This window comes from Pseudomonas savastanoi, assembly GCF_020917325.1.
GTDB classification, from domain to species: Bacteria; Pseudomonadota; Gammaproteobacteria; order Pseudomonadales; family Pseudomonadaceae; genus Aquipseudomonas; species Aquipseudomonas amygdali.
The window spans coordinates 4868777-4882092 of the sequence record NZ_CP076652.1; the positions used below are offsets into that span (position 1 = coordinate 4868777).

At 59.3% G+C, this 13316-nt stretch carries 11 protein-coding genes; 2 read left to right on the forward strand and 9 right to left on the reverse strand.

Annotation, left to right across the window (positions count from 1 at the left end):
- Positions 1 to 62: 62 nt before the first annotated feature.
- Positions 63 to 1412, reverse strand: coding sequence for a tryptophan--tRNA ligase (locus tag KP808_RS20610; RefSeq protein ID WP_230016790.1), 1350 nt, complete (start codon positions 1410 to 1412; stop codon positions 63 to 65).
- Between the two features lie 39 nt (positions 1413 to 1451).
- Positions 1452 to 2081 (reverse strand): alpha/beta hydrolase, encoded by a 630-nt coding sequence (locus KP808_RS20615; protein ID WP_230016791.1) that lies wholly within the window; start codon positions 2079 to 2081, stop codon positions 1452 to 1454.
- 145 nt (positions 2082 to 2226) lie between these two features.
- Between KP808_RS20615 and KP808_RS20620 the strand changes: the two genes are divergently transcribed.
- The gene (locus KP808_RS20620) at positions 2227 to 2670 is read left to right on the forward strand and encodes a YhcB family protein (protein ID WP_004656562.1); all 444 of its coding nucleotides are present in this window, start codon (positions 2227 to 2229) and stop codon (positions 2668 to 2670) included.
- 202 nt (positions 2671 to 2872) lie between these two features.
- Here KP808_RS20620 and cysN read toward each other — a convergent pair whose 3' ends face one another.
- From cysN to KP808_RS20635, 3 genes are all read right to left on the reverse strand, one after another.
- Positions 2873 to 4771: a sulfate adenylyltransferase subunit CysN gene (gene cysN / locus KP808_RS20625; RefSeq protein ID WP_230016792.1), complete on the reverse strand. Its 1899-nt coding sequence runs from the start codon at positions 4769 to 4771 to the stop codon at positions 2873 to 2875.
- Positions 4772 to 4781: 10 nt separating this feature from the next.
- Complete coding sequence (gene cysD / locus KP808_RS20630; RefSeq protein ID WP_002555071.1) at positions 4782 to 5699, reverse strand: sulfate adenylyltransferase subunit CysD; 918 nt, start codon at positions 5697 to 5699, stop codon at positions 4782 to 4784.
- 153 nt (positions 5700 to 5852) lie between these two features.
- Entirely contained in the window at positions 5853 to 6611 is a 759-nt protein-coding gene (locus KP808_RS20635; protein WP_058400710.1) for a Nif3-like dinuclear metal center hexameric protein, read from the reverse strand.
- A 111-nt stretch (positions 6612 to 6722) separates the two neighbouring features.
- Here KP808_RS20635 and algW point away from each other — a divergent pair, with 111 nt between their 5' ends.
- Positions 6723 to 7883: a Do family serine endopeptidase AlgW gene (gene algW / locus KP808_RS20640; protein WP_058407953.1), complete on the forward strand. Its 1161-nt coding sequence runs from the start codon at positions 6723 to 6725 to the stop codon at positions 7881 to 7883.
- Positions 7884 to 8735: 852 nt separating this feature from the next.
- On the opposite strand, the gene hisC is transcribed toward algW, so the two are convergent.
- The 4 genes from hisC to murA all read right to left on the reverse strand — a co-directional run bounded on the left by hisC (position 8736) and on the right by murA (position 13314).
- Positions 8736 to 9788, reverse strand: coding sequence for a histidinol-phosphate transaminase (gene hisC, locus KP808_RS20645; RefSeq protein ID WP_058407954.1), 1053 nt, complete (start codon positions 9786 to 9788; stop codon positions 8736 to 8738).
- A complete protein-coding gene (gene hisD / locus KP808_RS20650) occupies positions 9788 to 11134 on the reverse strand; it encodes a histidinol dehydrogenase (protein WP_230016793.1) in 1347 nt (448 codons plus the stop codon). Before hisD ends, hisC begins: the two co-directional genes overlap by 1 nt.
- A gap of 124 nt (positions 11135 to 11258) precedes the next feature.
- Positions 11259 to 11894 (reverse strand): ATP phosphoribosyltransferase, encoded by a 636-nt coding sequence (gene hisG, locus KP808_RS20655; protein WP_002555077.1) that lies wholly within the window; start codon positions 11892 to 11894, stop codon positions 11259 to 11261.
- 154 nt (positions 11895 to 12048) lie between these two features.
- Positions 12049 to 13314 carry a UDP-N-acetylglucosamine 1-carboxyvinyltransferase gene (murA, locus tag KP808_RS20660; protein ID WP_230016794.1) on the reverse strand — a complete coding sequence of 422 codons (1266 nt, stop codon included), beginning with the start codon at positions 13312 to 13314 and terminating at the stop codon, positions 12049 to 12051.
- Positions 13315 to 13316 lie beyond the last annotated feature (2 nt).

The window sequence follows — 13316 nt, forward strand, 5'->3', positions numbered from 1 at the left end:
AATTCGTTAGCAAGGCAACAAAAACGGGTCGTCACTGTAGCGACGACCCCGGGGATTGGCAATCAGTCCTGTTGAGGAGCAAGTGCCAGCTTAAGGGTTTGAATCGCGTTGTCGCGCGCAGTGGCATCGGCGAACACCGGGCTATCAGCCACACACTCACCGTCCAGCCACAGCGTGAAGCCATTGGTTTCACTGCGCAGATCCAGCTCACCGCCCTGCTGCAACTGCTTGCTGGCGATACCGGCTGCCTTGCCGTCGGCAAAATTGCGCGACAACAGCAGTTGCTCGCCATCGGCGGCCAGCAGGCGGAAACGGAAGCTGCCGTCGTCTTCACGGAAGCTGACGAAACGAGCGCCCTTGCTGGCCTTTTTCTTGCCGGTGTCGGCGTTCTGCACCACAGTACGGAACGACCGCAGGCCCACCGCCTCACGCAGTTCCTCCAGGAATGGCGTGGCGACGCGACGTGCCTTCTGCGCGCCGGCCAGCAGGATATCTTCGAGATCGGCAGGACGCTCGATCAGCCCCAGATATTTTTCACGGGGCTCGCTCAATTGCGCATCCAGCAAAGCGAACAGACGGTTCTTCGCTTCACCCCAGCCCAGCCCCTGCAAAAGGTCGGAACGGAATTCAGCGCACTGCTCTGCCGTCGAGAAGGCTTGATACAGGGTGAACAGGTGCGAGGTATCCGGATCCTTCGCTTCACCCGGCGCACGCGAGTCGGTGACGATGCGCGATATGGCGCTTTTCATCTCCTTGGCACTGCTGAACAACGGGATGGTGTTGTCGTAGCTTTTAGACATCTTGCGCCCGTCCAGACCGGGCAGCGTGGCGACGCTCTCTTCGATCAAGGCCTCGGGCATGACAAAGAATTCCTTGCCATTGCCAAACAGGTGGTTGAACCGCTGGCCGATGTCGCGGGCCATTTCAACGTGCTGGATCTGGTCGCGCCCCACCGGAACCTGATGCGCATTGAACATCAGAATGTCGGCGGCCATCAGTACCGGGTAGCTGTACAGCCCCATGGTGATGCCTGCATCCGGGTCCTCGCCACCTTCGACGTTCTTGTCCACCGATGCCTTGTAGGCGTGCGCGCGGTTAAGCAGGCCCTTGGCCGCCACACAGGTGAGCAGCCAGGTCAGTTCCGGGATCTCCGGAATGTCCGACTGGCGATAGAAGGTCACACGATCAACGTCCAGGCCAGCTGCCAGCCAGGTCGCAGCGATTTCCAGACGCGAACGCTGAATGCGCAGCGGGTCATCGCATTTGATCAACGCATGGTAGTCGGCCAGAAAGTAGAACGAGTCGAAATCGCTCTGACGGCTGGCGACAATGGCCGGGCGAATCGCGCCCGCGTAGTTACCCAGATGGGGAGTGCCGGTGGTCGTGATACCGGTCAGGATACGAGTGGTCATGGCAGGTCGCTTATCTAAAGGATGCAATACGGGCTGCAATCAGTTGGAAAGTCGCGGCAGAAGCAGATCTTTCAGATCGGTCAGCTTGCCGTGAAAAAAGTGTCCGCATTCTGCCACTTTCAGCAGCTCATGGGGGCGTTGCAGGGCGGCCGACCATGCATAGACCGTTTCGGGATCGATCACTTCATCGTCTTCTGGCTGAATGATCGTCAGCGGGCAGGCTCGCGGCAAGACGCTTTGATCCTTGAGCCGCGAGGCCGCTGCAGCAATCAGAAACAAATGCGTCAGTTTTTCGCCCTGCCCTTCAAGACGACCGCCCAGGTTGGCGGCAACGTAGCCACCGAAAGAAAAACCGAACAGAGTCATGGGCAGATCAGGATGTTGCGCGCGCAGCCATTGCGCGGCAGCCTGGGCATCATCGATCTCGCCTGGCCCGGCGACCGATGTACCGGCACTGGCACCGACACCGCGATAATTGAAGCGTAAGGTGATCAGACCTTGATCCCTTGCGGTACGCTGCAACGTCGAGACGACTTTATTGAGCATCGTTCCGCCCTGTATCGGGTTAGGATGGCAGATCAGTGCAACGCCTCGGGCGTCGGGTATATCCTGATACAGCGCTTCGAGCTGGCCTTCTGGGCCATCGATAAATAATGGGGTTTCACGCATGAGCAAAACAGAACTCCGTGACCTCGAAATGGGTCGACTCGTCTAGCTGATTGTCTGCGGCTTGCATATCAACGATACGTCGCGGGTATACAGCGCAGGTTCCAGCCGTTAACGTAAAGCAAAGCCGTTTATAGAGGAAGGACTCGTGGAACACTCGCTCTTAGTCTGGTTGTTGCCGACGCTCGCCCTGGTGGCCGGTGTCGTCATTGGTTTTCTGGTAGCACGCCTGCTGCCCAACACCGTTCCGAACAGCACCCAGCGCCAGCTGGACAACATTCAGGAGCGCTTCGACACCTATCAGAACGAGGTAGTCACGCACTTCAACAGCACGGCCAATCTGGTACAGAAGCTTTCGCAGAGCTATCAGGATGTTCAGGAACACCTTGCCGAGGGCGCCAATCGTCTGGCTCTCGACGAGCTGACCCGCCAACGCTTGCTGGCCGCCCTGCACCCTGAGGCCAATCATGCGCACCGCGATCATCGCGACCGCCTGACTCCTCCGCGCGACACCGAGACACCCAAGGACTACGCCCCCAAGTCGCCCAACACGCCTGGAATGCTGGATGAGCATTACGGCCTGAAAAGGTAAGGATTCACAGCCACACAAAAGCCCGCTGGCGAGAAAATCTCCAGCGGGCTTTTTTGTGCCCTACCCCTTCGCGAACAATGCGGATCGCCGCCCCGGTTGCTCCCACAAGATCGTGCGTATACACCATTGTGGGAGCGAGCTTGCTCGCGAAAGGCCAATGCAGGGCGCTGAAGACCATTGGTCTCTCACGCCTGCATTCGTATCAGATCGCGCCGCGACTGCGCAGCAGATCCAGCACCTGTTTAACGCTTTCTTCCAGGTTGAGTGTCTGCGTGTCGATCACCAGATCGGCATTCAGCGGCACGTCATACGGGAAGGACTCGCCAGGAATGTTGTCGCCATCAGCGGCATACAGGCCTTGCGGGTCACGCTCGCGGCAGACCGCTGGCGACGCCTGAACATAGACGGTCAGCAGACGATCCTTGCCGATCAGCGCCTTGGCGCGCTCACGGCCCTCGGCATCCGGCGCAACAAAGGCAGCCAGGGTCAGCAGGCCCGCTTCGTTGAACTGGCGCGCCACGTGGGCGGCACGGCTCCAGTTCTCGGTACGCCCGGCACGGTCCTGTGGCAAGCCCTTGTTCAGGTCATGACGCAGGTTCTGACCATCCAGCACATAGACCGCACGGCCCATGTCGAACAGCTTGCGCTCGACTGCGTACGCCAACGTACTTTTACCTGCGCCGGACAGGCCGCTGAACAATACGGTGGCCGGTTGCTGGCCGAAACGCTGCGCACGCTCTTCAGTCGAGACGTGGGCCAGCTCGCCATGATGCAGCGAACCACCGCCTGAAACCGGCTTGGCAATGATCATGCCCGCAGCAACAGTGCCATTGGTCAGACGATCGATGACGATGAACGAGCCAGTGGTGGGGTTTCTGTCATAGCCGTCCAGCGCGATGGGCGCATCAAGGCTGACTTTGACGCGGCCGATCTCGTTCAACTGCAACGAGCTGGCAGGGCCTTCCTGCAGCGTGTTCACATCGACCCGATGAGTAATGCTGGCAATAGAGCCCGGCACATAGCTGGTAGCGCGCTTGATGTCGTATTTCTTGCCCGGCAGCATGGGCTCTTCGGCCATCCACACCAGCATGGCGTCGAACGCATCGCTGACCTGCGGGACGTTGTCGGCATGCACCAGCAGATCACCGCGGGAAATGTCGATCTCGTCTTCCATGGTCAGCGTCACGGCCTGACCCGGTCCGGCATGCTCCAGCTCGCCTTCAAAAGTGACGATGGACTTCACGCGACTGCTCTTGCCCGACGGCAACACGACGATCTCGTCGCCCTTGTGCACGATGCCGCTGGCCAGTGTGCCAGCAAAACCGCGGAAGTTCAGGTTCGGACGGTTGACGTACTGCACCGGGAAACGCAGGTCCGCATAGTTGCGGTCGCTGGCGATTTCGACAGTTTCAAGAATTTCCATCAGCGACTGGCCGGTGTACCAGGGCGAACGCTCGCTCTTGTTCACCACGTTGTCGCCCTTGAGCGCCGACATTGGAACAAACGCCATGGTGGTCGGCTTGAACGCGATACCCTCGGCGAACTTCAGGTAATCGGCCTTGATCGATTCGAACACGCCCTCATCGAAGCCGTTGAGGTCCATCTTGTTGATGGCCACGACGATGTGCTTGATGCCCAGCAGCGAAGCGATGTAGCTGTGACGACGGGTCTGGGTCTGCACGCCATAGCGCGCGTCCACCAGAATGATCGCCAGGTCACAGGTGGAAGCGCCAGTCGCCATGTTGCGAGTGTACTGCTCATGGCCCGGCGTATCGGCAATGATGAACTTGCGCTTGGCCGTGGAGAAATAGCGATAGGCGACATCGATAGTGATGCCCTGCTCCCGCTCGGCCTGCAGACCATCCACCAGCAACGCCAGATCGACGTCATCGCCAGTGGTGCCGGACTTCTTCGAGTCACGGGTGATGGCTTCCAGGTGATCTTCGTAGATCATCTTCGAGTCATGCAGCAGACGCCCGATCAGCGTGCTCTTGCCGTCATCGACGTTGCCACAGGTAAGAAAGCGCAGCATTTCCTTGCGTTCGTGCTGGCCCAGATAGGCGAGGATGTCCTCGCTGATCAAATCAGATTGATGCGACATGTGACACCCCTTAGAAATAACCCTGACGTTTCTTTTCTTCCATCGAGCCTGCACCGTCGTGGTCAATGACCCGGCCCTGGCGTTCGGAAGTTCGCGTCAGCAGCATTTCCTGAATGATGTCGGTCAGGCTGGTCGCTTCGGACTCGACAGCGCCGGTCAGCGGATAGCAGCCCAGTGTGCGGAAACGGACCTTTTTCTTGACGATGCGCGACTTCTCTTCATCGGTGAGATGCTCGAGGATGCGCTCGTCGTCGATCATGATCAGCGTGCCGTTCTTCTCGATCACGTCGCGCTCGGCGGCGAAGTACAGCGGCACGATCGGGATGCCTTCAAGGTAGATGTACTGCCAGATGTCCAGCTCGGTCCAGTTGGAGAGCGGGAATACACGGATCGACTCGCCTTTGTTGACGTTGCCGTTGTAGACATTCCACAGCTCGGGGCGCTGGTTTTTCGGGTCCCAGCGGTGTTTGCTGTCGCGGAACGAATAAACGCGTTCCTTGGCCCGGGACTTCTCTTCGTCGCGTCGGGCACCGCCGAAAGCGGCATCGAAACCATGCTTGTCGAGCGCCTGCTTCAGGCCCTCGGTCTTCATGATGTCGGTATGTTTGGCGCTGCCGTGGGTGAAGGGGTTGATGCCCTGCGCCACGCCATCGGGATTGATGTGAGTGATCAGGTCCAGGCCCATTTCCTCGACCATCTTGTCGCGAAAACGATACATCTCCTGGAATTTCCAGCGAGTATCGACGTGCATGACCGGGAATGGCAACTTACCGGGGAAAAATGCCTTGCGCGCCAGGTGCAGCATCACGGCCGAATCCTTGCCGATCGAGTACAGCATCACCGGGTTATCGAACTCGGCAGCGACCTCGCGGATGATGTGGATGCTTTCCGCCTCCAGCTGTTTCAGATGCGTCAGTTTGTCAACCATGGCTACTCACGGATTGCGTTCGTTATGGACCGGGAAACCCCGGGGCGGCCTGCGGGCCGTATTCGAGCCGCGCACTTTAACATGCGTGATATCGCTAATCAGCGATGCAACTAGATCGAAACGATCTATGCATATGCCCTGCCGTTTGATGGATCAGATCGGGTTCGGGCAGTCGATGAAGATATGCTCGAGCGCAAAGCGTCGGGCCAGATAATCACCCAGGGCCTGAACGCCATACCGCTCGGTGGCGTGATGACCGGCCGCGATGAAGCTGATGTCGTTCTCCCGCGCGCTGTGGAATGTCTGCTCCGACGCTTCGCCACTCAGGAAAAGATCGACGCCTTCCAGCACTGCCTGATCAATGTAGTTCTGACCGCCACCGGTGCACCAGCCTACACGGCGAATCATCTGCGAGCCTTCGATGAGCAACGGCTCACGGCCCAGCGCATCCTGTACGCGACGGGCAAAATCCCGCGGGGTCATGGGTTCGGACAACGAACCGATCAAGCCGACCACTCGCGAATTTTCGGGATCCAGCGGGCCTTCGACAGTGATGTCCAACTGACGCGCCAGCTGCACGTTATTGCCTACTTCGGGGTGCACATCCAGCGGCAGGTGATAGGCAAGCAGGCTGATGTCGTGCTTGAGCAGGGTTTTCAGGCGGCGCTGCTTCATACCGACCACGCAGGGATTTTCGCCTTTCCAGAAATAACCGTGATGGACCAGAATCAGATCAGCCTGAGCCTCTACGGCAGCGTCCAGCAATGCCTGGCTGGCGGTCACGCCGCTGACGATACGCATCACTTGAGGCCGGCCCTCGACCTGCAGGCCATTAGGGCAATAATCCTGAATCCGGGCACTGCTCAGATAGCGGTCGGCTTCTTCGACCAGGGTGCTCAGGGCAACAGCCATAAAAGACTCCTAAATATGCAGTTCAGAGCTGCGTTGTACTCGTATAATGCCCGCCATTATGGCGCACCCGTGGCAAAACTTTCTGCGCCCGCAACCATCAGGACTTGTTAAATGTTCAAGGCACTGCGTTTTTTCGGCTGGCCATTGCTGGCTGGCGTGCTTATCGCCCTGCTGATTATTCAGCGCTATCCGCAGTGGGTCGGCCTGCCGAGCATGGATGTCAATCTGCAACAGGCTCCGCAGACCACCAACGTCATGCAAGGTCCGTCGTCCTATGCCGATGCGGTCATTGCCGCAGCGCCCGCGGTGGTCAACCTCTACACCACCAAGATGGTCAACAAGGGTAACAACCCGCTTTTCGAAGACCCGCAGTTCCGGCGCTTCTTCGGCGACAACACGCCCAAGCAGAAGCGCATGGAGTCAAGCCTTGGCTCTGGCGTCATGATGAGCCCCGAAGGCTACATACTGACCAATAACCACGTCACCACCGGCGCGGACCAGATCGTGGTGGCACTGAAAGATGGCCGTGAAACCATTGCCAGAGTTATCGGCAATGACCCGGAAACCGATCTGGCAGTGCTCAAGATCGACCTGAAAAACCTTCCGGCAATCACCATCGCGCGCTCTGACGGCATTCGCATCGGCGACGTTGCACTGGCCATCGGTAACCCGTTCGGGGTCGGTCAGACCGTGACCATGGGCATTATCAGTGCCACCGGACGCAATCAACTGGGCCTCAACACCTACGAAGACTTCATCCAGACCGACGCGGCCATCAACCCCGGCAACTCGGGCGGCGCACTGGTGGACGCAAGCGGCAACCTGATCGGTATCAATACTGCGATCTTTTCCAAGTCCGGCGGCTCGCAGGGCATCGGCTTTGCCATTCCAACCAAGCTGGCGATGGACGTCATGAAGTCGATCATCGAACACGGTCAGGTCATTCGTGGCTGGCTGGGCATCGAAGTTCAACCGCTGACCCAGGAACTGGCCGAGTCGTTCGGATTGAAGGACCGTCCCGGAATCGTTGTCGCGGGTATCTTCCGCGATGGACCGGCGCAGAAAGCCGGCCTGCAACTGGGCGACGTGATCCTGAGCATCAATGGCGAACCTGCCGGCGACGGTCGTCGCTCGATGAACCAGGTGGCGCGCACCAAACCCAAGGACAAGATTGCTATCGACGTGATGCGCAACGGCAAGGAAATGCGCTTGAGCGCCGAGGTCGGCCTGCGCCCGCCACCTGCACCGACACCTGCCGCAGCGCCCGAGTGATGCGCCAGTACCTGAAAGTGCGGTACAGCACAGATCTGTGACGCCGGGAATAAAGGGCGTCCGGGCCTCTGCCCGGAGGGCGTGGGGGGAGCGAGCTTGCTCGCGAAGACGGATTACCTGATCAATGGATTTTCAGCGGCTGAAAGGACCTCTTCGCGAGCAAGCTCGCTCCCACAGGTCCGGGGTGTTTTCGGGCCATGTGAATTCCTCACACAGGTCCGGGATGTTTCAAGCCATACGGATGCTCTGCGGTATTGATGATCTTGTGGGAGCGAGCTTGCTCGCGAAGGCGGATTACCTGATCAATGGAGTTTCAGCGGCTGAACGGGCCTCTTCGCGAGCAAGCTCGCTCCCACAGGTCCGGAGTGTTTCAAGCCATGCGAGACACTCACAAAGGTCCGAAGTGTTTCAAGCCATGCGGATGCTCTGCGGCAGCGATGATCTTGTGGGAGCGAGCTTGCTCGCGAATACGGTGTTTCAGTCGATGCATTTTCGGCGCTTGTGCAGGCCTTTTCGCGAGCAAGCTCGCTCCCACAGGTCCGGAGTGTTTCAAGCCATGCGAGACACTCACACAGGTCCGAAGTGTTTCAAGCCATGTGGATGCTCTGCGGCAGCTTTGATCTTGTGGGAGCGAGCTTGCTCGCGAAGGCGGATTACCTGATCAATGGAGTTTCAGCGGCTGCGCGGGCTTCTTCGCGAGCAAGCTCGCTCCCACAGGTCCGGGGTGTTTTCAAGCCATGTGGATTACTCACACAGGTCGGCGGTGTTTCCAGGCCATGCGGATGCTCTGCGGCATCGATGATCTTGTGGGAGCGCAGGGTCAGCCCGTATTCGGGCTGACCGGTCCGCGCCTCAGATGTCGCTCAACCCTTCCAGCAAAGCCTGATGCTGCTCTGGCGTGCCGATGCTGATGCGCAGGAACTGGGCGATACGCTGCTGTTTGAAGTGACGGACGATGACGCCCTGCTCGCGCAGTTTCGCAGCCAGGGCTGCGGCATCGTGCTGCGGGTGGCGAGCGAAGATGAAGTTGGCTGCCGATGGCAGCACTTCGAAGCCTTTGCCCTGCAACTGTTCGACCAGCGCCTCGCGGCTTTCGATGACCTTGTTGCGCGTCGACTCGAAGTGCTCGCGGTCCTCGAAAGCTGCCGCACCACCCACATTGGCCATACGGTCCAGCGGATAGGAGTTGAAGCTGTTCTTGACCCTCTCCAGCGCTTCGATCAGATCAGGATGCCCCACCGCCAGGCCGACACGCAGACCGGCCAGCGAGCGCGACTTTGACAAGGTTTGAGTGACCAGCAGGTTCGGGTAGCGATCAACCAGCGTGATCGCGGTCTCGCCACCGAAGTCGATGTACGCTTCGTCAACGACGACCACTGAATCCGGGCTGGCCTTGATAATCTGCTCGACCTTGTCCAGACCGAGCAGGCAACCGGTCGGCGCATTCGGGTTGGGGAAGATGATCCCGGCATTGGGTCTGGCGTAGTCTTCGGCACGAATCTGGAACTGATCGTCCAGAGCGATCATTTCGTAATCGATCCCGTACAGACCGCAGTAGACCGGATAGAAGCTGTAGCTGATGTCCGGAAACAACAGCGGCGCATCGTGCTGAAACAAGGCGTGAAAGATATGCGCCAGCACTTCGTCTGAACCGTTGCCCAGGAACACCTGATTGGGCTGCACCTTGTAGTAATCGGCGACAGCGTGCTTGAGCAGGTCGCTGTTGGGGTCCGGGTACAGACGCAAGTCGTCGGTCAGCGCGGCACGCATGGCCTCGACAGCCTTGGGCGACGGGCCATACGGGTTTTCATTGGTATTGAGTTTGACCAGCCTGGTCAGCTTCGGCTGCTCGCCCGGCACATAAGGCACCAGACCGCTGACGAAAGGGCTCCAGAATTTGCTCATTATTTGCCGTCCTCTGTATTGCCTGCTTTCCAGTCGGGATCAGTAATTCGATATTCAGCACTGCGGGCATGGCCGCTCAGGGATTCGCCACGAGCCAGCACCGACGCTGTCTTGCCCAGCTCGGACGCACCCTGCGGCGAGCAGTAGATGATAGACGAGCGCTTCTGAAAATCGTAAACGCCCAGCGGCGAGGAAAAACGCGCCGTGCCGGAGGTCGGCAGTACGTGGTTGGGACCTGCGCAATAGTCGCCCAGTGCTTCGGAGGTGTGGCGCCCCATGAAGATCGCACCCGCATGGCGGATCTGCGGCAGCCAGGCTTCCGGATCGGCGACCGACAATTCAAGGTGCTCGGGCGCGATGCGATTGGCAACTTCGATGGCTTGCGCCATGTCTGCCACTTTTATCAATGCGCCGCGACCGTTGATCGACGTTTCGACGATGGCCGCGCGCTCCATGGTTGGCAGCAGACGGGTGATGCTGGCCGCGACCTTGTCGAGGAATTCGGCATCCGGACTGACCAGAATGGCCTGGGCATCTTCGTCGTGCTCGGCCTGGGAGAACAGGTCCATGGCAATCCAGTCGGGATCGGTCTGACCGTCACACACCACCAGAATCTCGGAAGGACCGGCAATCATGTCGATCCCGACCTGACCGAATACGTGGCGCTTGGCGGTGGCCACATAAATGTTTCCGGGGCCGACAACCTTATCGACCTTCGGCACGCTTTCCGTGCCATAGGCCAGTGCTGCCACAGCTTGCGCACCGCCGATGGTGAACACCCGGTCGACACCCGCAATACAGGCAGCGGCCAGCACCAGCTCGTTGATTTCACCACGCGGTGTCGGCACGACCATGACCACCTCGGTCACGCCCGCCACTTTGGCCGGAATGGCATTCATCAATACCGAAGACGGGTACGAGGCTTTGCCACCGGGCACATACAGGCCTGCGCGGTCCAGCGGCGTAACCTTCTGGCCCAGCACCGTGCCATCGGCCTCGGTATAGCTCCAGGAATCCTGTTTCTGTTTCTCGTGGTAGCTGCGCACACGCTCGGCGGCTTTTTCCAGCGCCTCGCGCTGGACCGGCGTGATGCGGGTCAATGCCAGTTCCAAGCGCTCGCGAGGCAGGATCAGGTCGGCCATCGACGCGACCTGCAGCCCGTCAAACTGCTGGGTGAACTCGACCAACGCCTCGTCGCCGCGCTCACGTACCGCCTTGATGATGTCGAGCACGCGCTGGTTGACCGAGTCGTCAGACACGCTTTCCCAGCTCAGCAGGTGATCCAGATGTCGTGCGAAATCCGGGTCAGCAGCGTCGAGTCGGCGAATTGCAGTGGGCGTGGTCATAGCGGGGGCCTCAATAATTGGCGGATGCTCAGGAGCCTAAAGCTACCAAGCTATCCGCGCAGGCACCTGAGAAATTTGGCTATGACACGGATAGCTGGACGCAACTCAACGTTGCGTGGATGAATCAGCTACGGTGTCGCGACTCCACTGCCTTGCGCAGGGTGTCGATGAGGGCCTGAATGCGTGCGTGCTGCATCTTCATGGAAGCCTTGTTGACGACCAGACGCGAGCTGATGGTAGCGATCAGTTCCTGAGGCTCAAGGCCATTGGCTCGCAAGGTGTTACCGGTGTCGACCACGTCGATGATCTTGTCTGCCAGACCAATCAGCGGTGCCAGCTCCATGGAGCCGTACAGCTTGATGATGTCGACCTGACGACCCTGCTCGGCGTAGTAACGCTTGGCAACGTTGACGAACTTGGTCGCCACACGCAGACGGCCCTTGGGCTCGACCGCACCGATGGCACCGGCAGTCATCAGCTTGCACTTGGCAATTTGCAGGTCCAGAGGCTCGTAAAGGCCCTGGCCGGTATATTCCATCAACACATCCTTGCCCGCGACGCCCAGATCGGCGGCACCATGCTCGACATAGGTCGGCACGTCGGTGGCACGCACGATCAACAGGCGTACGTCGGCCTGGGTCGTGGGGATGATGAGCTTGCGGCTCTTGTCCGGATTCTCGGTCGGCACGATGCCCGCTTCAGCGAGAAGCGGCAGGGTGTCGTCAAGAATGCGGCCCTTGGACAGTGCGATGGTCAACATGGGAAACGTAAGTCCTTATCAGGAAACTTTTGTCACGACGCAAGCGGCGCGTGACAACCCCCAGGCCTGTTCGGCCTGAAGTGAAACGAATCAGAAATCACACCCGCGACAGAACAGGCGGCCCCGATGCCAGTGGCATCAGGGCCGCGCGCTACTAGCCCGGAACGCGGCGGATCTTGGCGCCCAGCATTTGCAGCTTCTCTTCGATGCACTCGTAACCACGGTCGATGTGGTAGATACGGTCGATCAGCGTGTCGCCCTGGGCAACCAGCGCCGATATCACCAGACTGGCCGATGCCCGCAGGTCGGTCGCCATGACTGGCGCGCCCTTGAGCATTTCGGTGCCGGTGACAATGGCAGTGTTGCCTTCAACCTGGATCTGAGCGCCCATGCGGTGCATTTCATACACGTGCATGAAACGGTTTTCAAAGATGGTCTCGATGACCGCTCCCGTACCGTCGGCAATCGCATTGAGCGAGATGAACTGCGCCTGCATGTCGGTCGGGAACGCTGGATACGGCGCGGTACGCACGTTGACAGCCTTCGGACGCTTGCCGTGCATGTTCAGCTCGATCCAGTCTTCACCGGTCGTGACTTCGGCACCGGCTTCCTGAAGCTTGAGCAGCACCGCTTCAAGGATGGTCGGATCAGTGTCCTTGACCTTGACGCGACCACCGGTAACGGCAGCGGCTACCAGGTAGGTGCCGGTCTCGATACGGTCAGGCATGACCTTGTAGGTGGCCGGGCCCAGACGTTTGACGCCATCGATAGTAATGGTGTCGGTGCCTGCGCCGTGAATTTTTGCACCCATCGCGATCAGGAAGTTGGCCAGATCGACAACCTCGGGCTCGCGCGCAGCGTTCTGCAGAACGCTGCGGCCGTTGGCGAGGCTGGCGGCCATCATGATGTTTTCAGTACCGGTCACGCTCACGGTATCGAAGAAGAAGTGGGCACCACGCAAGCCACCCTCGGGTGCCTTGGCCTTGATGTAGCCACCCTCGACATCGATGATCGCGCCCATGGCCTCAAGACCACGGATATGCAGATCAACCGGACGCGAACCAATGGCACAGCCACCTGGCAGCGCCACTTCGGCCTCACCGAAGCGAGCGACCATCGGACCCAGTACCAGAATCGACGCACGCATGGTTTTCACCAGTTCGTACGGAGCGACCAGAGTCTTGATGGTGCGCGGGTCGATCTCGACGCTGAGCTTTTCATCGATCACAGGCTCGATGCCCATGCGACCGAACAGCTCGATCATGGTGGTGATGTCGTGCAGGTGCGGCAGGTTCTGAACAGTAACCGGCCCATCAGCCAGCAACGTGGCGGCAAGGATCGGCAAGGCAGAGTTCTTTGCCCCGGAAATGCGAATTTCGCCATCAAGACGAACGCCGCCGGTAATAATCAATTTATCCATTA

Coding starts and splice junctions, on each gene's coding strand:
- cysD (WP_002555071.1), bottom strand. CDS start 5,699: ATGGTTGACAAACTGACGCATCTGAAACAGCTGGAGGCGGAAAGCATC.
- hisD (WP_230016793.1), bottom strand. CDS start 11,134: ATGACCACGCCCACTGCAATTCGCCGACTCGACGCTGCTGACCCGGAT.
- algW (WP_058407953.1), top strand. CDS start 6,723: ATGTTCAAGGCACTGCGTTTTTTCGGCTGGCCATTGCTGGCTGGCGTG.
- hisC (WP_058407954.1), bottom strand. CDS start 9,788: ATGAGCAAATTCTGGAGCCCTTTCGTCAGCGGTCTGGTGCCTTATGTG.
- cysN (WP_230016792.1), bottom strand. CDS start 4,771: ATGTCGCATCAATCTGATTTGATCAGCGAGGACATCCTCGCCTATCTG.
- hisG (WP_002555077.1), bottom strand. CDS start 11,894: ATGTTGACCATCGCACTGTCCAAGGGCCGCATTCTTGACGACACCCTG.
- KP808_RS20615 (WP_230016791.1), bottom strand. CDS start 2,081: ATGCGTGAAACCCCATTATTTATCGATGGCCCAGAAGGCCAGCTCGAA.
- murA (WP_230016794.1), bottom strand. CDS start 13,314: ATGGATAAATTGATTATTACCGGCGGCGTTCGTCTTGATGGCGAAATT.
- KP808_RS20610 (WP_230016790.1), bottom strand. CDS start 1,412: ATGACCACTCGTATCCTGACCGGTATCACGACCACCGGCACTCCCCAT.
- KP808_RS20635 (WP_058400710.1), bottom strand. CDS start 6,611: ATGGCTGTTGCCCTGAGCACCCTGGTCGAAGAAGCCGACCGCTATCTG.